This is a genomic window from Arsenicicoccus sp. UBA2120 (genome assembly GCF_002330965.1).
Lineage (GTDB): Bacteria > Actinomycetota > Actinomycetes > Actinomycetales > Dermatophilaceae > Arsenicicoccus > Arsenicicoccus bolidensis.
Map to the genome: position 1 here is coordinate 47997 of NZ_DCYC01000040.1, position 20296 is coordinate 68292.

Sequence of the window (20296 nt, forward strand, 5' to 3'; positions counted from 1 at the left end):
GACGCAAATCCGGAGCGGGTCGAGATGAGACAGCCTGCCAGGGAGAGGGGCGGTCAGCCCGTCCACGCAAGCCCATTCGCGCCGTCACAGCCAGCAAAGCCGGAGGAATCTCATGAGCGGCACCCTTGCCGAGAAAGTGTGGGACGCCCACGTCGTCCGCCGTGCTGACGGCGAGCCCGACCTGCTCTACATCGACCTGCACCTGCTGCACGAGGTGACCAGCCCGCAGGCCTTCGACGGGCTGCGGCTCGAGGGGCGCGCGGTGCGCCGCCCGGAGCTGACGCTCGCGACCGAGGACCACAACGTCCCCACCACACCGGGCCCGATCACCGATCCGGTGAGCCTGACCCAGGTCAACACTCTACGCCGCAACTGCGAGGAGTTCGGCATCCGCCTCTATCCCATGGGCGACGCCGAGCAGGGGATCGTCCACGTCGTGGGCCCGCAGCTCGGCCTGACCCAGCCCGGGATGACGGTCGTGTGCGGCGACTCGCACACCTCGACGCACGGCGCCTTCGGGGCGCTGGCCTTCGGCATCGGCACCTCCGAGGTCGAGCACGTCCTGGCCACCCAGACGCTGCCCCTCAAGCCCTTCCGGACCATGGCGATCAACATCGAGGGCGAGCTGCCCGACGGCGTCACGGCCAAGGACGTGATCCTCGCCGTCATCGCGGAGATCGGCACCGGTGGCGGTCAGGGCTACGTGCTGGAGTACCGCGGCTCCGCCATCCGCAGCCTGTCGATGGAGGCGCGGATGACCATCTGCAACATGTCGATCGAGGCGGGCGCGCGCGCCGGCATGATCGCCCCCGACGAGGTGACCTTCGACTTCCTCAAGGACAAGCCGCACGCGCCGCAGGGCGCCGACTGGGACGCCGCCGTCGAGGCGTGGACCTCGCTGCGCACCGACGACGACGCGACCTTCGACCACGAGGTCACGATCGACGCGACCCAGCTGTCGCCGTTCGTCACCTGGGGCACCAACCCCGGTCAGGGCCTGCCGCTGTCGGCGTCCGTCCCCGACCCCGAGCAGCTCGGTGACGACAACGACAAGGCCAACGCCCAGCGCGCGCTGGAGTACATGGGTCTGCGAGCGGGGCAGCCGCTCAAGGAGATCGCGGTCGACACGGTCTTCGTCGGGTCCTGCACCAACGGCCGGATCGAGGACCTGCGCGAGGTCGCCGGGGTCCTGGCCGGCCGTCAGGTCGCCGAGTCCGTGCGCATGCTCGTGGTGCCCGGCTCGGCCCGGGTGCAGCTGCAGGCCGAGGCCGAGGGCCTGGACGCGGTGTTCACCGCGGCCGGGGCCGAGTGGCGCCTGCCCGGCTGCTCGATGTGCCTGGCGATGAACCCCGACAAGCTGGCCCCGGGGGAGCGCAGCGCCTCCACCTCCAACCGCAACTTCGAGGGGCGCCAGGGCAAGGGCGGTCGCACGCACCTGGTCTCGCCGGCCGTCGCCGCCGCCACAGCCGTCCGCGGCACCCTGTCCAGCCCCGCCGACCTGGAGCCGGCCCGCGAGCCGGCCAGCCACTGAGGAGCCCGCCATGGATGCCTTCACCACGCACACCGGGGTCGGAGTCCCGTTGCGTCGCAGCAACGTCGACACCGACCAGATCATCTCGGCGGAGTACCTCAAGCGGGTCACCCGGTCGGGCTTCGAGGACGGCCTCTTCGCGGCCTGGCGCAGCGACCCCACCTTCGTCCTCAACCAGGCGCCGTATGCCGAGGGCTCGGTCCTCGTCGCCGGACCCGACTTCGGCACCGGCTCGTCGCGCGAGCACGCGGTGTGGGCGCTGATGAACTACGGCTTCCGCGTGGTGATCTCGAGCCGATTCGCCGACATCTTCCGCGGCAACTCCGGCAAGGCGGGGCTGCTCACGGCCGTCGTGTCCCAGGGCGACGTCGACCTGCTGTGGAAGGCGCTGGACAACGACCCCGGCACCGAGATCACGGTCGACCTGCGGGACAAGACCATCACCTGCGGCGACATCGTCGCGCCGTTCGAGGTCGACGACTACACGCGCTGGCGGCTGCTGGAGGGGCTCGACGACATCGGCCTGACGCTGCGGCACGAGGACGCGATCGAGGCCTACGAGGCAGACCGGCCGGCCTACAAGCCCCGCACGACGGTCTAGCCGACGGGACCGCTCACCCGGACGGCGTAACGCCACGCCCGGTGGCGGACAACGGATTTCGAGGGTCGGGAGGCGCGTCCACGACAGTGTCGACGTGCCCCCGGCAGCGCTCCTCGGGGTCTCGGATCGGGGACGTCGAGGTGCGCGTCGCCACCTCGGTATACCGCGAAGTCGTTTGTCGATCAACAACTTCCACGCTGACCGGGTCAGCGGGTCGACCCCGTCGGGAAGGCCGGTGACCGGAGGTCCTGCCCTCACCCGGCCGTCGGCGCAGGCCGGTCTGCTGGGGTCAATGTCGTTGCCCTGCAACGACGCCAAGTTTGACAAACCGTGGACGCCGCGTCCGGTTGCCCCTACCGTCGATGCCAGGTCGAACGTCGTTGCCGTGCAGGGCTGTTGCGGCGAGCTGACCTGCGACGACCGGTAACCACCGGGCGTGCACCGGGATTCGTGGAGGAATCGTGAACAAGGCAGATCTGCTCGACGCCCTCGAGGACCGTCTGGGTAGCCGCAAGGCCGCGTCCGACGCGGTCGAGGCCCTCGTCGACGTCGTCATCCGTGAGGTGGCCAAGGGCGGCAAGGTCGGGATCACCGGCTTCGGCACCTTCGAGCGCGCCGCACGTGCGGCCCGCACGGGACGCAACCCGCGCACCGGTGAGTCCGTGCGCATCAAGAAGACCAACGTCCCGAAGTTCCGTCCGGGCACGCAGTTCAAGGACGTCGTCTCCGACCCCAAGAAGCTGCCGAAGGCCGGCGTCGCCGGCGCTCGCGCCAACTCCGCCTCGGCGCTCGGCGCCACCACGACTGCCGCGCCGGCCACGAAGGCCACCGCGAAGAAGGCCACCACCAAGGCGGCACCCGCCAAGCGCGCCAGCGCGGGCACGACGAGCAAGGGCACGACGGCCAAGAAGGCCGCCAGCACGACTGCCAAGAAGGTCACCAGCACGGCTGCCAAGAGCACGGCCAAGAAGACCTCCGCCGCCAAGGTCGCGACCCCGCGCCCCGCGGCCCGCTCCGCCGCCAAGAAGGCCGCCCCGAAGAAGTAGCGACCTCCGGCACCGGACAGCCCGACGAGGGGGCGCCACGATCGGTGGCGCCCCCTCGTCGTGCGTCGGCGTCCTGCCCCCTCTGCCTGCCCCAGGCAGGCAGCCACCCACGACCGCCCCTCGGGACGGTCGCCGGGTTCGCGGTCCTCACGACGGTGGTGGCCTGGGCACACGGGGCCGGGCACCTCGACGGACTGGTGGCCCTGGCCGGCACGGGATCCAGCACCGGGGACCTGCTGCGCGTGGCCGGGGTGACGGCGGTCGCTGCCAACGTCGTCAACAACCTGCCGGCCTACCTGGCGCTCGAGCCGGCGGGGGTGGGCGAACCCACCCGCCTAATGGCGGTGCTCGTCGGTGCGAACGTCGGTCCTCTCGTCACCCCCTGGGCCTCCCTGGCGACCCTCCTGTGGCTGCAGTGCTGCCGCACGGCCGGGGTGCGCTGGCGGCTGTGGCGCCTGGCGCTGGCGGGCGCCGCCTGCGCGGTCCTCGCCGTGACGGCCTCAGCGCTGACCCTGGGCCTGCTGGGCGGCTGAGGGCTCGGGGGTCCCCAGCGAGAGGACCATGGCCGTATGCCGACCCACCCCGATCGCCGCCACGCGGGCCAGCGACGCCCGGTCGTCGACGTCCAGGCGGAAGCGCTCCGGCACCGGGCCGAGCGTCGTGAGGTCCACCGCACCGGCGCCGTGCCGGGCCGCCGAGCCGGCGCCGAAGGCCGGGTCCAGCGCGATCCCGGGCCTCGCCGTCAGCAGCACCGTCCCGGTGCCCTCGTGGTCGGGGACGTAGCCGCGGTCGACCCCCTCGGCCAGTCGCAGGGCGGCGGCCAGGTCGTCCGGGTGCATGCCGGGCACGTCCCCGAGCAGGGCGGCGACCCCGGGAGCGGGCAGGCCCGAGGCGGCGGCGCGCTCCTCGGCATACGAGGCACCGGCCCGCAGGGCCGCGTCCAGGCCGTCCCCGGGGTCCGGCACCACGGGGATCTCCCACGCTTGCGCATGGGACTCGAGCGCGGCGTCCGAGGTGACCACGACCACCGCCGCGGCACCCAGGCAGTGCCGGACGGCGTTGATCGTGTCGAGGGCCAGGCTCATGGCGAGCAGGTTGCGCGGGACGCCGTCGGGCGGCTGGAGGCGGGACTTGCCCAGGCGGGTGTCCTTGACGGGGACGACGACTCGCCAGGGGACGGCGGGCGCGGGAGAGGTGTGAGCGGACATCACCTGCAGTCTGGCAGGCGCGGCGCGCGGTGCGCTGAGGTCGACAGCACGCGGGACGCTCCGCGAAGATGTGTCGGCGGGCCACCTGGCCGGGAGCTCCCGGCCGCCCGCCTGTCGAAGGGACTGACGTGGGTCGATCGCCGAGGGTGCGGCTGCCGTGGGCCTATCGCGTGTGCGTCGCGATCGCCAAGTCCGGCGTGGTGCCGCTGACGAGGCGGGACTGGCGGGGCGCTGAGCACCTGGACCGGCCAGGTGGTGTGGTGGTCTGCTGCAACCACGTGTCCCACCTGGACTTCATCATGCTGGCGCACTTCCTCTACGACAACGGGCGCCCGCCGTTCTTCCTGGCCAAGGACGCCGCGTTCCGGGTCCCGTTCTTCGGCCGGCTGATCGGGCAGGCCGGGCAGATCCCCGTCTACCGCAACACCGGTCGCGCGATCGAGGCCTACCGGGCGGCCATCACCGCCATCCAGCAGGGCAAGACCGTGCCGATCTATCCCGAGGGCACCATCACCCGCGACCCGCGGATGTGGCCGATGACCGGCAAGACCGGCGCCGCCCGCATCGCGCTGGAGACGGGGTGCCCGGTGATCCCGGTGGCGCAGTGGGGCGTCCAGGAGCTGCTGGCGCCCTACTCCGGCAAGCTGCGGCCGTTCCCCCGCAAGACGATGCGGGTGCTCGCCGGCCCGCCGGTGGACCTCTCCGACCTGCAGGGTCGTCCCGTCACCGGCGAGGTCGTCCGCGAGGCGACCGACCGCATCATGCGTGACGTCATCGGCCTGCTGGAGCAGCTGCGCGGCGAGACCGCCCCGCCGACCCGCTATGACATGCGCCGTCACGGGGAGTCCGAGTGAGCACCACCTCTCCCGCCCGGCGGGTCGCGGTGCTCGGGACGGGCAGCTGGGGGACGGCCTTCTCGATGATCCTGGCGGACGCCGGCAACGACGTCACCATGTGGGGTCGCCGCGCCGAGGTGACCGACGAGATCCGCCGGCACCACACCAACGGCCAGTACCTCCCCGGCCTGACCCTGTCCCGCCGCATCACCGCGACGGACGACGTGGCCGCGGCGCTCGACGGTGCCCAGGTCGTGGTGCTGGCAGTGCCGTCGCAGAGCCTGCGGGCCAACCTCGACGGGTGGCGTCCGCACCTGCCGGCCGACGCCCTGCACGTGTCCCTCATGAAGGGGATCGAGCTGGGCACCGGTCGACGCATGTCCGAGGTGATCTGCGAGGTCGGTGACGTCGACCCCGACCGCGTGTCGGTCGTGACCGGCCCCAACCTGGCGCGCGAGATCGTCCGCCGGGACCCCGCCGCCAGCGTCGTGGCGTCCACCTCCAAGGCCACGGCCGAGGCGGTGGCGCACGCCTGCGCGACCCCTTACTTCCGTCCCTACACCGAGACCGACGTCGTGGGGTGCGAGCTCGGCGGCGCGACCAAGAACGTCGTCGCCCTCGCCGTCGGCATGGCCGAGGGCCTGGGCATGGGCGACAACTCCAAGGCCTCGATCATCACCCGCGGCCTCGCCGAGACCACGCGGCTCGGCGTGCGGCTCGGGGCCAAGCCGCTGACCTTCTCGGGGCTCGCGGGCGTCGGCGACCTCATCGCCACGTGCATGTCGCCCCTGTCGCGCAACCACTCCTTCGGGGTCAAGCTCGGTCAGGGCATGACCGTCGACGAGGTCGTCGCCGAGACCCGCCAGGTCGCCGAGGGCGTCAAGTCCGCCGAGTCGATCCTGGCGCTGGCGCGCAGCGTCGAGGTGGACATGCCGATCGTCGAGCAGGTCGCTGCCGTGGTCCACGACGGGCGCGACCCCAGCGAGGTCGTCACGCAGCTGATGTCGCGGGCCCGCAAGGAGGAGCGCCGCTAGGTTCGAGGGGCCGGTCTCGCGCTGGCGAGGTGGTCTCGGGTTGCAGGGTGAGACGGGTGCGGCGACCCGAGTCAGCGGCGCGGGTGCCCGGTTCGGCGTCGCGCTGGCGAGGTGGTCTCGGGTTGCAGGGTGAGACGGGTGCGGCGACCCGAGTCAGCGGCGCGGATGCCCGGCTCGACGACGCGGGGCCAGGTGTCACACGCTGCGCAGTGCCTGGTCGAGGTCGCGCCACAGGTCCTCGACGTCCTCGATCCCGACCGACAGGCGGACGAGATCCTCGGGCACGACGACGGGCTCGTTGGCGTGACGGCGACGGCGCTCGAGCAGTGACTCCACCCCGCCGAGGCTCGTCGCGTGCGTCCACAGCCGGGTGGCGCGGCACACGCGGTCGGCGGCCTCTGCGCCGGCGACGATCTCGATGGACACGATCGCGCCCAGCCCCGGGTAGCGCACCCGGCTCACCGACGGGTGCTCGCCCAGCCGCCTGGCCAGCTCGGCGGCGCTCGCCGTCGCCCGCTCGACCCGCAGCGCCAGGGTGCGCATGCCGCGCAGCGCCAGCCACGTCTCGTGCGGTCCCGGGATCGCGCCGTGCAGGGTCCGGTGCGCGTGCAGCCGTTCGCCGAGCTCACGTCGGTCCGTGACGACGGCACCGAGGACGACGTCGGAGTGTCCCGCGAGGTACTTCGTCACCGAGTGGACGACGACGTCGACCCCGAGCTCCAACGGCCGCTGCACGATCGGAGTCGCAAAGGTGTTGTCGCACACCACGATCGCACCGGCGTCGTGGGCGGCCGCGGCGATCGCGGACAGGTCGGCCACCTCGAGCAGGGGATTGGTGGGGGACTCGAGCCACACCAGGTCGGCCCCCGGCAGCGCCGCGACCACCGCGTCCGTGTCGGCCGGGTCCACGCGACGCAGCTCGCGCACGGAGCCGTCCGCAGCCAGCGACGCGAGCAGCGACAGCGTCGTGTTGTAGGCCCCGTCCGGCGCCACGACGACCCCGCCTCGGGGGACGAGGGAGAGGGCGGCGGCCACGGCCGCCATACCGCTGGCGAAGGCGAGGCACCGGCCGCCCTCCAGCCCACCCAGGGTCTGCTCCAAGGCGTCCCACGTGCGGTTGCCGACGCGTCCGTAGCCCGGATCCGCGCCCGCGACATAGGTGCTCGACAGCTCGAGCGGCGGGTTGACCGGCGCGCCGGGCTCGTGCGCCGGGCGTCCGAGGGCGACGGAGCGGGTGGCCAGGGTCCAGTCCTCGTGCATGCCCACACCGTATGCCGAGAAGACCGACCGCACCGCCGTCAGGAGCCTCGGGGGCGCCAGGGCCTCAGGAGGGGAGGGCGCGGTAGTGGTAGCGGTGGTGCCGATGCCAGCCGAGGGCGTCGTAGAGGCTGGTGGCCGCGGCGTTGGTCTGGAGCACCTGCAGGTATCCGAAGCGGGCCCCCGACTCGCGCCCCGCACGGGTCAGCTCGCCCATGGCGCGACGTCCGATCCCCCGCCCGCGCACCGACTCGTCGACGACGAGCTCGGTGATGCCGCACCAGTCCTCGGTGACGACGAGCCGCGCCCGGGCCACGAAGCCCCCGCCGGACCGCAGCGTCAGGTAGCGCGCCGGGCACGCCGTGATGACGTCGACGGCGCGCGGGTGACGACCGTGCAGCGGGCTCTCGGGGGCGAGCCACTCCTCGTCGGGGTCGTCGGCCCAGGAGGCGGTCAGGTCGCCCAGCGGTGCGGGGTCCAGCGTGCGCAGGTCGGAGACGTAGGTGTAGGTCGGCGTCACCACGGCGTAGCCGCGGCGCGCGAGCACGGCGTCGACGTCACCGGCCGGGTCCTGAGGTCCCGTGAGGGGATAGGCGAGCTGGAAGCGGGCCGAGGTCTGGCGCTCGGCGTAGAACGCCTCGACCCGCGTCACCGCCTCCTCGATCGGCAGGCCAGGATCCCCGGCGACCAGGGCGGAGTTGGCGCGCCCCGTGTAGCCCGCACCCGCCCGCAGCAGCCACCCGCCGAGGCGGTGCTGCTCGAGACCTGGCCAGCCGCGAGCGGCGAGCCGCTGGACGTCGTCGATCGAGGAGGTCGGGCGGACGACGCGGGGCGGCACCTCGCGGGCCGCCCGCACGTCCGCCACCGCCACGGTCTCGGGGCCACGGTCCTCGGGCAGCAGCGTCCACGTGCCCGCGTCCGCACCGACGAGGACACCCACCACGTCGCGGGCCGCGGTGCCGGTGGCCCCGCCGTCGGCGACGGGGTGGGCGGTGGCCACGCGGACGGCATACCGCCGCCCGGGGAGCACGTGGGGGAGAGGCATGCCGCCACTCTCCCACGAGCGTCGGTCAGGTCAGGGGCACGCGGCGGTAGACGAGGACGTCGCGGGAGCCCTTCTTGGCCTTGGGGTCGACGGTCATCGAGAGGTACTCGTCCGCGGCGGCCTCGCCGTCGACGGTGATGCGGTGGATCCTCGGTGCCGGCGTGGTGAGCCCGTAGCGCTGCAGCCAGACCGACCCGGCGGTCAGCGGGTAGTCGTCGTTGAACACGTGCGAGTCGCCGTCCAGGAGGTGGGTCGCCCCGCCGAAGCGGTTGGACTCCTCGGTCAGGGCCTTGATGACGGGGACGAAGGCGCTGTTGGTGTCGAGGCTCCAGGCCTTCTGGGTCACGTCGAACATGTCGGCCTGCATCCCGATGACGACCGCCTTGGCCTTGGTGCGGCGCGCCTCGGCGTAGGTCGCCCGGATGTGCGTGACGGCCGCGGCGGTGCGGTCGACCGCCTCCGCGAGCTGCTGCGGCGTGGCGGTCGTCCTGCCGGTCCATGGCAGGAAGCCGTTGTTGGAGCCGACGACGTGGGCCGTGGCGAACTGCACCTCGGCGCGGGACCACATGACGTTCTCGGGGAAACCGAGAGAGGTCTGGGCGTTGACGTACATCGGGTGCTTGCCGAGGGTCGTGCCTGGCTGCGGGTAGAAGACCGAGCGGACCTTGGCGAGCCGCTCCAGCGGGTCGAAGCCACCGGCGGCGGGACGGTGGCAGTCGGTCCACTCGTTGTCCCCGGGGGTGAGGACCACCGGGTCCTCGAGCCGGTCGAGCTGCCCTCGCATCCAGGTGAGGTACGCGTCGGAGCACGGCGACGAGCCGTTCTTGATGTCGCCGACGTGCATGACCAGTTGGACGTCCTTGTCGGCGTTGATGCGGTCCACGTCCTGCGGGAAGCGGGCGATCATCTCGGCGCCGTAGGGCGTGTCCCCGATGACGGCGAACGTGTAGAGCCGCTGGTGGCCCTTGCCACGCCCCTGTGCCTGGACCTGTCGCTGGTCCTTGGCCTGCTCCTTGACCTGGTCCCTGCCGGTGCCGTCCTGTCCGGCGCCGTCCTGCCCGGCGACCGCGGGCGCGCCGAGGGACAGGCAGAGGGTGAGGGCGCCGAGACCGGCGAGGGCGTGACGGGTGCGCATGGCGGACCTCCGGGGGAGTCTGGTCGGATCCCCGCAGCCTGCCTCGGCGAGGTGACGGGCCGCCGTCGGGTGGGCGACGGGCAGGCCAACAGGGGGAGGCGCCGGTCAGCCGTGGGGTGGGATCAGCCCAGCTCGAGCGACGGACGGTCCGGCGTGGCGAGGGTCAGGACGGCCTCCTCGACCATCTCGTGCGTCCGCAGCTCGTCGCCCAGCCGGTCCAGGGTCACGGCGAGGTCGTGCTCGGGGGCGTCGCCCGTCAGGTCGACGGCGGCCACCAGGAAGACCTTCTGCGGGCCGACCCACTCGAGGTGCAGGTAGGTCACGCGCTCGATCTCGGGGTGCCCGAGCAGGGCGGTGAGGGCCTTGCGTCGGACGTCGGGCGACACCGCCTGCCCCGTGAGGAAGTCGCGGTTGCGGTCGATGAGGAAGATCGCGACGATCCCGAGAAGGACGCCCACGAGGATCGAGCCGACGGCGTCCCACACCGGGTTGCCGGTCAGCTCGTGCAGCAGGATGCCCAGCGCGGCGAGCACGATGCCGATGAGCGCCGCGCTGTCCTCGGCGACGACGGCGCGCAGGGTGGGGTTGGGCGTGCCCCAGATGTAGCGGGCCGCCGACAGGCCGCGGGCCCGGGCCTCGCGTCGCGTCTGCCGCATGGCCTGCAGCCAGGAGATGCCCTCGAGGACGAAGGCGACGGCCAGCACGACGTACGCCAGCAGGTAGTCGGTCTCGGCCTCCTCGGTGGTCAGGGAGGTGATGCCGTGCCAGATGGAGACGATCGAGCCGGCCGTGAACAGGCCGAACGCCGCGAACATGGACCAGACGTACGCCTCGCGGCCGTAGCCGAGGGGGTGCGAGCGGTCGCGAGGGCGCCCCGACTTGCGCTCGGCCAGCAGCAGGAAGATCTCGTTGCCGGCGTCCGCCCACGAGTGTGCCGCCTCGGCGACCATCGACGCGGATCCGGTGATGACCGCCACCACCGTCTTGGCGACCGCGATCAGGGCGTTGGCGCCGAGGGCGACGAGGACGGTGACCAGGCTGTCCCCGCCCTGGTGCTCGGTGGGGGCGGCGTTGTCGGAGGCGCTCATGGGCCCAGTCTGCACCGGGGAGTCAGGTGCAGCGGCGACCGGTCGAGGGCAGAGACCGGACGGCGTCCGCGAAGACCCCGACCCGCAGGGGAGCGGGTGCGTAGCGCTCGGGGACGAGCACCTCGATCGCGGGGTCCGTGCCGTATGACGTCAGCCGCGTCCCGTCCGTCAGCGGCTGCACGACCCAGTCCGTCCCGCTGACGTCGATGCACTGGTCGGCGCTGGGCGGCTGCGGAGCCAGGCCGCAGCGGGCGATGATCGCGGGCGATCCCCAGGCCGTCGCGCTCCGGGCGCCCACGACGTCGTCTCGGCGCTCCTGACCGGCCACCGTGACGGGCCAGTGCTCCCGGGCCGCCACGCAGGCTGCCGACGTGTCGGCGGGGCCGGCGACCACCTCGACCGGCCGCGGACGCAGCAGGAGCAGCGTCACGGCCACCGCTGCGAGAGCGCAGACGGTGGCCGTGACGAGGATGCGTCGGTCGAGCAGACCCTGCACGGTCTCCTGCTCAGCCGTGGACGACGGTGCAGGTCAGGGTGCGGGTGATGCCCTGGATGTCCTGGATCTTGGCGATGACGAGCTGGCCGAGCTCGTTGACGTTCTCCGCCTCGACCCGGGCGATGACGTCGTAGGGTCCGGTGACCTCCTCGGCCTTGACCACGCCGTCGATGGCGCCGACGGACTCGGAGACCTGGGACGACTTGCCGACCTCGGACTGGATCAGGATGTAGGCCTGGACCATCGAATCCTCCACTCGTTCTAGGTGACCGCCGCGTCGCTGCGGCGGGTGCGGGACCAAGGGTGGTGCCGCTTCGCGACCACGGTAGCGTGTCGCTCCCGAAGGCCCGCACTGGAGGTCGCATGTCAGAAGCCCACGCCGAGGACGGACCGCGCCTGCGGGACCTCTCCGAGGAGGACCTGCTCGACCGGATCTTCCCCTACTTCGTCCAGTCCGAGGACGTCCTGGTGCCGCCCGGTGACGACGCCGCCGTCCTGCGGGCGCCGACCGGCTCCGTGGTCGCGACCACCGACACGATGGTGCTGGGGCACGACTGGCGCGACGAGTGGTCGACGCCGGCCGAGGTCGGGTCCAAGCTCGTCACGCAGAACGTCGCCGACATCGCCGCGATGGGCGCCCGCCCGACCGGGCTCCTGGTCACCCTGGCCGCGCACGGTGACCTGCCGGCCCGGTGGGCCGAGGAGTTCTCGCAGGGGGTCGCGTCCCAGGCCGAGCGGTATGACGTGAGCGTCGTGGGCGGGGACCTCTCAGGGGCGCCCGACGGCGTGGTGATGGTCTCGATCACGGCGCTCGGCGACCTGGAGGGCCGCGACCCGGTGCTGCGGTCAGGGGCGCGGGTCGGCGACGTCCTGGCCGTCCACGGGTCCCTCGGCTGGTCGGGGGCCGGCTGGTGGCTCTACGACCAGGGGGAGACGGATCCCGGCAGCCCCCGGCCATACCCCACGGGCGAGGAGCCCCCTCCGGGATGGCACGAGCAGAGCGCCCGGAGCGTCCTCATGTGGTTCCACCGCACGCCGGTGACCTCCGTCTCCTCGGGGGTCGTCGCCTCGCTCGCGGGCGCCACCGCGATGATGGACGTGTCCGACGGCCTGGTGCGTGACGCCGGCCGGATCGCCCGGGCCTCCGGGGTCCGCATCGACCTCGACCGCACGAACCTCGAGCGGGACTTCGTGGACCCGCCGCTGACGGACGTGCTGCCGCTCGACGTGGCGTGGTCGCAGGTGCTGACCGGGGGCGAGGAGCACTCGCTCCTCGCAACCTTCCCTGCCGACAGCCCGCTGCTGCGGGACCAGAGCGACCCGGACGGGCACTGGTGGGTCGTCGGCCGGGTCGTGGAGGCGGACGACGCGCGGCCGCGGGTCACGCTGGACGGCGAGGCGATCCAGGGGCAGGGGTGGGACCACTTCGCCGGGTGACCGCCGAGACCGCTGCCCGGGTCGGCCACTCCAGCGGACCGACCGACGCCGGACCGACATGTCGCAGGGTGCGGCGCCAGGTCAGCAGGACGACGGCGATGACCGTGACGTGCGCGAGGTAGAGCCACCAGGGGTCCAGGCCCGGCCAGGCGTCGAGGGCGACCTCCGTGCCGGGCAGCATCAGGACGTGCAGGGCGTAGGCGGACAGGGTCATCGACCCCACGTCCGCGGCGGCCCGCACGACCAGGGATCCCCGCACCCGGTCCGAGCGGCACAGGCCCAGCACCCCGGCGAGCACCAGCAGCGCCAGGCCGCCGCTGACGAGCAGGCTGGGCGTCGAGGGCAGGTAGGCCCCCACGAGCGAGAGCCGATCGAGGTCGTCCGGCAGGGCGGACTCCTCCAGCGCCGCCTGCTGCTCCGCCTCGAGCAGGGCGGTCCGGCCGGTCAGGACGAGCGCGAGGATGCTCCCGACCCGCCCCACGAGCACCAGCCCGAGCCCGGTCAGGGCGAGGGCGGCGGGCCGGGCCGGCCGACCGTCGCCGGGCAGGTAGGCCCGCGCCGCGAGGACGCCGAGCAGCCCGAGCACCGTCCACAGCAGCGCAGGGTAGGACGTGGCGACCAGCAGGGTGGCCAGCGCGTGGGTCGGGTCCTCCAGGTCGCTCCACGCCACGTCGGGGTGCCAGGGGCCCTGCATCTCGCCCCGCGCGAGGTGGGCGAGCACGGGTGCGACGAGGGCGATGCCCACAGCCACCGCACCCACGACGACGGTGCTGCGACGGGCCGCCCAGGTGACCGCCAGGGTCACCACGGCGAGGTTCACGAGCACGATGGCGGCCCGGGTCTCGAGCTCGGCGAGGCTGAGCCCGACGACGGGGAGGGCGGTGGCCCGGACGGCGCCGGCGGCGACGGTGGACCCACGACGGTGGGCGGTCGAGCCGAGCTGCGCGCCGACGCCGACGAGCACCGCGAACAGCACCGCGTGGACGTCCCACAGGATCGCGCTCGCCAGGCCGCCGACGAGGTGGTTGACGAGGATGCCGAGCAGGGCCAGGCAGCGCGCGACGTCCACGGCGACCACGCGGGTCGTGGCGCTCGGCATACGGTCTCCTGCGGGTCGCTCAGGTATGACGCCGAGGGCGGCTCTCCCGGTGGAGAGCCGCCCTCGGCGGTCGTGCGGTGCTGGTGTCAGCGCTTGACCTTGCCCGCCTTGAGGCAGGAGGTGCAGACGTTGAGACGCTTGGGGGTCACACCCGCGTCGCCGACCAGAGCCTTGACACGCTGGATGTTGGGGGTCCAGGTGCGCTTGGTGCGACGGTGCGAGTGCGAGATGCTGTGACCGAAGGACGGTCCCTTGCCGCAGACATCGCAGTTGGCAGCCACGGTGATCTCCTACATTCGTTGACAGTCGGGGTGCGCCCCGACGAGCACGCCGACGGCGCGGAAGTGGTGGGGCAACCGCTCTAGCGTAGCCGACCCGCGGGGCAGGCACCAAACCTGGGCCTCGGGGTCCGGCAGCACGCGACGGTGAGCGGTGTTCGTCGATGGTCTGCGCTGGGCGGCGAAGGTCAGCCCGGGGCGGCGAGGGCCTGTCGGTGCGCTCGCGTAGGCTCAGCGCGAGCCGAGGGCCGAGGGCCGAGTGACGACCGATACCGAGGGAGCCGCACGTGGGTGAGGAGCAGCGCCGCGAGCCTCGCGATCCACTGCGGGTGCTCGACCGCCACGCCCTGCGTCTGTGGGCGGTCCGGTCCCGGGCGGCGCTCGCGGAGCGGCGCGAGGAGATCGATGCCCTCAACGTCTTTCCCGTCCCGGACGGCGACACCGGCACCAACATGTTCCTCACGCTCGACTCCGCCGTGGAGCGCTCGGTCGCCGCGGAGCCCGAGGAGGAGCTCACCACCTTCGCCCGTGCCGCCGTGCTCGGGGCCCGCGGCAACTCCGGGGTCATCGTCAGCCAGCTGGTGCGGGGGCTGCTCGACGTCGTCGAGCGTCCGGCGCACCACGGCGGGGCGGACGCCGGTGTGGTGGCGCAGGCCTTCCGGCGGGCCTCGGACCTGGCCTACGACTGCGTCGGTGACCCCACCGAGGGCACGATCCTCACCGTCGCCCGCAGCGCCGCCGAGGCGGCCGAGGCGCGCGCCCGGCAGGCGCAGGCGACCCTCAGCGCCGTGGTGGACGCCGCCGTCACCGCGGCCCGCGCGGCCCTGGACCGCACGCCCACCCAGCTCGCCGCGCTGCGGACGGCCGGGGTCGTCGACGCCGGAGCGTCCGGCCTCGTCACGGTCCTCGACGCGCTCAAGCGGGTGGTCGACGGCGGTGAGTCCGGCCCCGGCGACCCCGGCGCCGCCGCCATGGAGGCGGACCGCCTGTCAGCGCTCGCCCGGGAGGCCCACGACGACGGGCCGGACGTGGGGGAGGACTACTCCGGTCCCCAGCACGAGGTGATGCTGGTGCTCCACCTGGCCTCGCCCGACGGCGTGGTCGCCCTGAGGTCGTCGCTCGCCGCGCTCGGCGACAGCGTCGTGGTGGCGGTCGACGGCGACCTGGCCCGTGTGCACGTGCACGCCGACGATCCCGACGCCGTGCTCCGGGTCGCCGACGACGCCGGCGCCGTGTCGGCCGTCACGGTCACCGACCTGCACGCCCAGGCGGCTGCTCTCCGGGAGAGCCGCGGCACCGCCGGCGCCGTCGCCGACCAGGACGGGCCTCTGGTCGTGGCCTGCACCGACGGGCGGGGGCTGCGCGAGCTCTTCGTCGCCGAGGGCGCCCTGGTGGTGCCGAGCAGCCCGGGAGCCCGGGCCAGCGTCGGCGCCATCGTCGACGAGGTCCAGGCGCACCCCGGGCGCCCCGTGGTCCTGCTCCCCAACGACCCCGACGTGCTGCTCACCGTCACGAGCGCGGCCGACGAGCTGGCCGCCGCCCGCCGCGAGGTGCACGTCGTGCCGTCCCGCTCCGACGTCGCCGGGCTCGCCTGCCTCGCTGTCCTCGATCGCGGGGCCCCGGCGGCCGAGGCGGCCGAGGCGATGCGGGCCGTCGTCGACGAGGTGCGCAGCGGTGCGGTCGCCCGGGCCACGCGTGACGCGGCGACGGCTGCGGGTCCCTGCCGGGCGGGTGACCTGCTCGGCATCGTCGAGGGCGACATCGTCCTGGTCGGCGACGCCATGGACGAGGTCGCCGTCGACCTCGTCGACCACCTGCTGCAGCAGGGCGGCGAGCTGGTCACCCTCGTGACGGCGGGGCTGTCCGACGCCGATGTCGCGGTCGTGCGCAAGCACCTCGCCACCCGGTGGCCCGACGTGGAGGTGGGCGTCCACGCGGGCGGGCAGGCGGCATACCTGTTGCTGGTGGGGGTCGAGTAGGTGGCGGGGGAGACGACCTGGGTCGACCGGGAGGGCGCGGACCGCGCCGGACCGGGCAGCAGCCTGCGCTCGCTGCTCGGCAAGCGCACCGCCGACCCGCTGGACAAGGTCGGCCTGGTCACGGCGGCTGACCTGCTGGGGTGGTACCCCCGGACCTATCTCGAGGCCAAGCTGTCCACCACCCAGCTGCACGAGGGGGAGCACCTGGTCGTGGTCGCGGAGGTGCTCCGCGCCGCCGTCGCGCCGATCCGCTCCAACCCCCGCAAGAAGCTGCTGCGCGCCACCGTGACCGACGGCACGACCGAGATCGACCTCACCTTCTTCAGCCACTGGGGGCCGGCCAAGGACCTCACCCCCGGCACGCTGGCGGTGTTCTCGGGCAAGGCCGGCACCTTCAACGGGCGCTGGCAGCTGTCGCACCCGGACTACCAGGTCATCCAGGACTCCGTCCGGCACCAGCAGATCCTCCCGGTCTACCGAGCCGTGGACAAGCTGACCTCGTGGCAGATCGGCACCGCCATGGGCATCGTGCTCGACGCCGTCGGCGACCTGGAGGATCCCGTGCCGGACGAGCTGCTCCGCCGCCACGGGCTGTGCGACCGGGCCACCGCGATCCGGCTGATCCACCAGCCCCGCACCTGGGGCGACCTCGAGACCGCTCGTGCTCGGCTGCGCTACGACGAGGCGCTGGTGCTGCAGACCGCGCTGGTCCAGCGACGGCTGACGGCGGCCGCGGACGAGGGAACGGCCCGGCCCGGACGGCCCGGGGGTCTGCTCGACGCGTTCGACGCGGCCCTGCCGTTCCCGCTCACGGAGGGGCAGCGGATCGTCGGCGAGGAGCTGGCCCACGACCTGGCCTCCCCGGTCCCCATGCACCGGCTCCTGCAGGGCGACGTGGGCTCCGGCAAGACCGTCGTGGCGCTGCGCGCCATGCTGCAGGTCGTCGACTCCGGGGGGCAGGCCGCCCTGCTCGCCCCGACCGAGGTGCTCGCCGCCCAGCACGACCGCTCCATCCGCGCCATCATGGGCCCGCTGGCCGAGGCGGGCCTGCTGGGCGGGGCGGACGACGCCACCAGGGTGGTGCTGCTCACCGGGTCGATGAGCACCGACGCCCGGCGCCGGGCCCTGTCCGAGGCGGCCTCCGGCCAGGCCGGCATCGTCATCGGCACGCACGCGCTGATCCAGGAGGCCGTGCAGCTGGCCGACCTCGGGCTCGTCGTCGTGGACGAGCAGCACCGGTTCGGCGTCGAGCAGCGAGATGCGTTGCGCGCCAAGGCTGCTCGTCCGCCGCACGTCCTCGTCATGACAGCGACCCCGATCCCTCGCTCGGTGGCCATGACGGTCTTCGGCGACATGGAGACGGCGGTCCTGCGCGAGCTGCCGGCCGGACGCTCGCCCATCACCACGCACGTGGTGCGGCAGGGGGACGGCACGTGGATGGCCCGCATGTGGCAGGTCGTGGCCGACGCCGTGGCCGCAGGCCGTCAGGCCTATGTCGTGTGCGGACGGATCGGTGACAGCGACAGCCCGAGCGGCGACGAGACCGAGGACGGCTTCGTCGAGGTGGGGCCCTCGGCGGGCGCCGGGGCCGGCGGTCCAGATGGCGCCGACGGCGCTGACGGCATCGACGGCGCTGACGGCATCGATCCCGGCGGCACCGACGAGGCCACGGCACGGCCGCCCGCGGTGAGCCTCCTGCAGGCCTACGACCTGCTCCTGCACGCCACCCCGCAGCTCCAGGGCGTGCGGTTCGCGCTGCTGCACGGGCGTCTCTCGGGCGAGGAGAAGGACGCCGTCATGCGCCGCTTCGCCGCCGGCGAGATCGACGTGCTGGTCGCCACGACGGTCATCGAGGTGGGGGTCGACGTCCCCAACGCGACGGTGATGGTGGTGCTGGACGCCGACCGGTTCGGGATCAGCCAGCTGCACCAGCTGCGCGGCCGGGTCGGACGTGGACAGCACGCCGGCACCTGCTTCCTCGCCACCCCGGTCGACCCGAGCGGTGACCCCGAGGGCCGGCCCGTGGCGTGGCAGCGGCTGCAGGCCGTCGCCGGCACGACGGACGGCTTCGCCCTGGCCGAGCAGGACCTCGAGCTGCGCGGCGAGGGCGACGTGCTCGGGGCCAGCCAGAGCGGGCGCCGGCGCCGCATCCGCATGCTCCGCCTCGCCAACCCCCGCGACGTCGAGCTGATCGCCGAGGCTCGTGACGACGCCCAGGCCCTGCTGCGCGACGACGTCGCCCTCACGGCCCACCCCCGGCTGGCGGCCTGGCTCGCCGACACGCTCGACGACGAGAGCGCGGCCTACCTCGAGCGTGGCTGACCGTAGGCTGCCCGCGTGACCAGGATCATCGCCGGCAGCGTCGGGGGCAGGCGCATCAGCACCCCCACCGGCCGCGGCACCCGCCCCACGAGCGACCGGGTGCGCGAGGCGGTGTTCTCCCGTCTCGACCACCTCGACGTCCTCACCGATGCCCACGTCGCCGACCTGTATGCCGGGTCCGGGGCGCTCGGGCTCGAGGCGGCCTCGCGCGGTGCCGCGAGCGTCCTGCTGGTCGAGCACGACCGGTCGGCGGCGCAGGTGGTGACCCGCAACGCCGCGGAGCTCGGGCTTCGCGACGTCACCGTCCGCCGGGACACCGTGGAGCGCGTCCTCGCCGGGCCTCGAGCAGGGCAGCCCTTCGACGTCACGCTGGTCGATCCGCCATACGACCTGTCCGAGGAGGCCCTCGCGGCCGTCCTGGCCCGTCTGGTCGAGGGCGACTGGCTCGCCGCGGACGCGATCGTCGTGGTCGAGCGGTCCTCCCGCTCGCCCGAGCCCACCTGGCCGCAGGGGCTGGTCGCGCTCGACGAGAAGCGGTACGGCGAGACCGTCGTGTGGTACGCCGAGCGGGGGTAGGTTTCACCGCATGACCACCCCGATGACGACGGACGACGGGTCCCCGAGGCCGACGGTCGAGGACGGGAGGACGCCATGAGCGCGGTGCGCCGCTGCATCTGCCCCGGCTCCTACGACCCGGTGACCCTCGGGCACCTGGACATCGTGGAGCGGGCCACCGGCCTCTACGACGAGGTGGTGGTGGGCGTGCTCTACAACCCCGCCAAGGCCGACTCGGGGATGTTCTCGATCGACGAGCGGGTGCGTCTGGTCGAGGAGTCCGTCGCCCACCTGCCCGGCGTGACCGTCGGGGCCTACTCCGACGGGCTGCTCGTCGACCTGTGCACGAGGCTCGAGATCGGGGCCGTCGTCAAGGGCCTGCGGTCCGGCACGGACTTCGCCTACGAGCTGCCCATGGCCCTCATGAACAAGCACCTCACCGGCATCGAGACGGTATTCCTGCCAGGGAACCCCGCCTTCGAGCACGTGTCGAGCTCGCTGGTCAAGGAGGTATGGCGCCTCGGCGGCTACGGCCTGGACCTCGTCCCGGAGCCGGTGGCGAGGGCGTTGCGGGCGCGCGGAGCCTGAGCCGCCGGCGCGGTGCGGGGTGCAGTGAGGCTGGACGGGTCGTCGCATTTGGGGCAGCCCGCCACGTCCGGTAGTCTTGTGCGTCGGTCTGTGTGCTGGTATCTCGATGCCTGCGACGGACCGGCAGCACCGATGTGCGCGGCCCGGACGGGACGTGCCGTCACCATCCTCGACCGCTCGGACTGGAGCCATGCCCCGACTCGACCCCCGCTCGCCCCTGGTGTTCGACACCCGGGAGCTCGGTCGTCGCCCCGGGTCCATGCACCCTGAGCAGCGCGTCGTGGAGGCTCCGGAGGATCTCGGGACCGACGTCATCGCCGTCGCGCCCGGCACCCCCGTGGACCTCGACCTGCGCTACGAGTCCGTGCTCGAGGGCGTCCTCGTGACCGGCACCATCACCACCACGGCGACCGGCGCCTGCGTGCGGTGCCTGGACCCGGTGACCCTCCCCGTGGAGGCCACCTTCCAGGAGTTGTTCGCCTACGCCGAGCGTGCTGCTCGACACGAGCAGGTGGCGGCGGACGACGAGGACGACGACGTGCGTGAGCTCGAGGGCGACCTGCTCGACCTCGAGCCGGTGCTGCGGGACGCAGTGGTGCCCACCCTGCCGTTCCAGCCGGTGTGCCGGGCCGACTGCCCAGGGCTGTGCTCCGAGTGCGGAGCCCACCTGGCGGAGGATCCGGACCACCACCACGAGGTGCTCGACCCCCGGTGGTCGGCCCTGCAAGCTCTGACCAGCAACGAAGAGAAGAGGAACTGAC

At 73.3% G+C, this 20296-nt stretch carries 21 protein-coding genes; 12 read left to right on the plus strand and 9 right to left on the minus strand.

Annotated elements, in window-relative coordinates; translation table 11 throughout:
- The first annotated feature begins 112 nt into the window (after positions 1-112).
- The 4 genes from leuC (at position 113) to B2P18_RS05330 (ending at position 3711) form a co-directional block, all read left to right on the plus strand.
- Positions 113-1531 (plus strand): 3-isopropylmalate dehydratase large subunit, encoded by a 1419-nt coding sequence (leuC, locus tag B2P18_RS05315; protein WP_286956461.1) that lies wholly within the window; start codon positions 113-115, stop codon positions 1529-1531.
- Positions 1532-1541: 10 nt separating this feature from the next.
- Positions 1542-2132: a 3-isopropylmalate dehydratase small subunit gene (gene leuD, locus B2P18_RS05320; protein WP_286956464.1), complete on the plus strand. Its 591-nt coding sequence runs from the start codon at positions 1542-1544 to the stop codon at positions 2130-2132.
- A gap of 461 nt (positions 2133-2593) precedes the next feature.
- Positions 2594-3178, plus strand: a complete 585-nt coding sequence (locus B2P18_RS05325) for an HU family DNA-binding protein (protein WP_019287955.1) — start codon at positions 2594-2596, stop codon at positions 3176-3178.
- 158 nt (positions 3179-3336) lie between these two features.
- Positions 3337-3711: an ArsB/NhaD family transporter gene (locus B2P18_RS05330; RefSeq protein WP_286956478.1), complete on the plus strand. Its 375-nt coding sequence runs from the start codon at positions 3337-3339 to the stop codon at positions 3709-3711.
- Here the strand turns inward: B2P18_RS05330 and cofC are convergent.
- Positions 3679-4386, minus strand: coding sequence for a 2-phospho-L-lactate guanylyltransferase (gene cofC, locus B2P18_RS05335; RefSeq protein WP_286956481.1), 708 nt, complete (start codon positions 4384-4386; stop codon positions 3679-3681). The genes B2P18_RS05330 and cofC overlap by 33 nt on opposite strands.
- A 128-nt stretch (positions 4387-4514) precedes the next feature.
- On the opposite strand from cofC, the gene B2P18_RS05340 reads away from it, so the two are divergent.
- Both B2P18_RS05340 and B2P18_RS05345 read left to right on the plus strand, forming a co-directional pair.
- Positions 4515-5240: a lysophospholipid acyltransferase family protein gene (locus B2P18_RS05340; RefSeq protein ID WP_037215760.1), complete on the plus strand. Its 726-nt coding sequence runs from the start codon at positions 4515-4517 to the stop codon at positions 5238-5240.
- Between the two features lie 65 nt (positions 5241-5305).
- Complete coding sequence (locus B2P18_RS05345; RefSeq protein WP_239262766.1) at positions 5306-6256, plus strand: NAD(P)H-dependent glycerol-3-phosphate dehydrogenase; 951 nt, start codon at positions 5306-5308, stop codon at positions 6254-6256.
- Between the two features lie 195 nt (positions 6257-6451).
- On the opposite strand, the gene B2P18_RS05350 is transcribed toward B2P18_RS05345, so the two are convergent.
- The 6 genes from B2P18_RS05350 to B2P18_RS05375 all read right to left on the minus strand — a co-directional run bounded on the left by B2P18_RS05350 (position 6452) and on the right by B2P18_RS05375 (position 11521).
- Positions 6452-7516, minus strand: coding sequence for a trans-sulfuration enzyme family protein (locus B2P18_RS05350; RefSeq protein WP_286956496.1), 1065 nt, complete (start codon positions 7514-7516; stop codon positions 6452-6454).
- A gap of 64 nt (positions 7517-7580) precedes the next feature.
- Positions 7581-8558: a GNAT family N-acetyltransferase gene (locus B2P18_RS05355; protein WP_286956500.1), complete on the minus strand. Its 978-nt coding sequence runs from the start codon at positions 8556-8558 to the stop codon at positions 7581-7583.
- 25 nt (positions 8559-8583) lie between these two features.
- Positions 8584-9693 carry a metallophosphoesterase family protein gene (locus B2P18_RS05360; RefSeq protein ID WP_286956505.1) on the minus strand — a complete coding sequence of 370 codons (1110 nt, stop codon included), beginning with the start codon at positions 9691-9693 and terminating at the stop codon, positions 8584-8586.
- Between the two features lie 122 nt (positions 9694-9815).
- Positions 9816-10781 carry a cation diffusion facilitator family transporter gene (locus B2P18_RS05365; RefSeq protein ID WP_034253124.1) on the minus strand — a complete coding sequence of 322 codons (966 nt, stop codon included), beginning with the start codon at positions 10779-10781 and terminating at the stop codon, positions 9816-9818.
- Positions 10782-10803: 22 nt separating this feature from the next.
- A complete protein-coding gene (locus B2P18_RS05370) occupies positions 10804-11277 on the minus strand; it encodes a DUF3515 family protein (RefSeq protein WP_286956513.1) in 474 nt (157 codons plus the stop codon).
- A gap of 10 nt (positions 11278-11287) precedes the next feature.
- Positions 11288-11521, minus strand: coding sequence for an Lrp/AsnC family transcriptional regulator (locus B2P18_RS05375; protein WP_019287944.1), 234 nt, complete (start codon positions 11519-11521; stop codon positions 11288-11290).
- A gap of 119 nt (positions 11522-11640) precedes the next feature.
- Here B2P18_RS05375 and thiL point away from each other — a divergent pair, with 119 nt between their 5' ends.
- Positions 11641-12714 carry a thiamine-phosphate kinase gene (thiL, locus tag B2P18_RS05380; protein WP_286956519.1) on the plus strand — a complete coding sequence of 358 codons (1074 nt, stop codon included), beginning with the start codon at positions 11641-11643 and terminating at the stop codon, positions 12712-12714.
- Here the strand turns inward: thiL and B2P18_RS05385 are convergent.
- Together B2P18_RS05385 and rpmB are read right to left on the minus strand one after the other, a co-directional pair.
- Positions 12659-13813: a hypothetical protein gene (locus B2P18_RS05385; RefSeq protein ID WP_286956522.1), complete on the minus strand. Its 1155-nt coding sequence runs from the start codon at positions 13811-13813 to the stop codon at positions 12659-12661. The genes thiL and B2P18_RS05385 overlap by 56 nt on opposite strands.
- An 86-nt stretch (positions 13814-13899) precedes the next feature.
- Positions 13900-14094: a 50S ribosomal protein L28 gene (rpmB, locus tag B2P18_RS05390; protein ID WP_019287942.1), complete on the minus strand. Its 195-nt coding sequence runs from the start codon at positions 14092-14094 to the stop codon at positions 13900-13902.
- Between the two features lie 284 nt (positions 14095-14378).
- Between rpmB and B2P18_RS05395 the strand changes: the two genes are divergently transcribed.
- The 5 genes from B2P18_RS05395 to B2P18_RS05415 all read left to right on the plus strand — a co-directional run bounded on the left by B2P18_RS05395 (position 14379) and on the right by B2P18_RS05415 (position 20295).
- On the plus strand, positions 14379-16070 hold the full coding sequence (locus B2P18_RS05395; protein ID WP_239262725.1) for a DAK2 domain-containing protein: 1692 nt from the start codon (positions 14379-14381) through the stop codon (positions 16068-16070).
- Complete coding sequence (locus tag B2P18_RS05400) at positions 16071-18392, plus strand: ATP-dependent DNA helicase RecG (protein ID WP_239262722.1); 2322 nt, start codon at positions 16071-16073, stop codon at positions 18390-18392.
- A 15-nt stretch (positions 18393-18407) separates the two neighbouring features.
- Positions 18408-18968: a 16S rRNA (guanine(966)-N(2))-methyltransferase RsmD gene (gene rsmD, locus B2P18_RS05405; RefSeq protein ID WP_286956540.1), complete on the plus strand. Its 561-nt coding sequence runs from the start codon at positions 18408-18410 to the stop codon at positions 18966-18968.
- Positions 18969-19043: 75 nt separating this feature from the next.
- Positions 19044-19535: a pantetheine-phosphate adenylyltransferase gene (gene coaD / locus B2P18_RS05410; protein ID WP_019287938.1), complete on the plus strand. Its 492-nt coding sequence runs from the start codon at positions 19044-19046 to the stop codon at positions 19533-19535.
- A gap of 190 nt (positions 19536-19725) precedes the next feature.
- Positions 19726-20295, plus strand: coding sequence for a YceD family protein (locus B2P18_RS05415; RefSeq protein WP_029211940.1), 570 nt, complete (start codon positions 19726-19728; stop codon positions 20293-20295).
- Position 20296 lies beyond the last annotated feature (1 nt).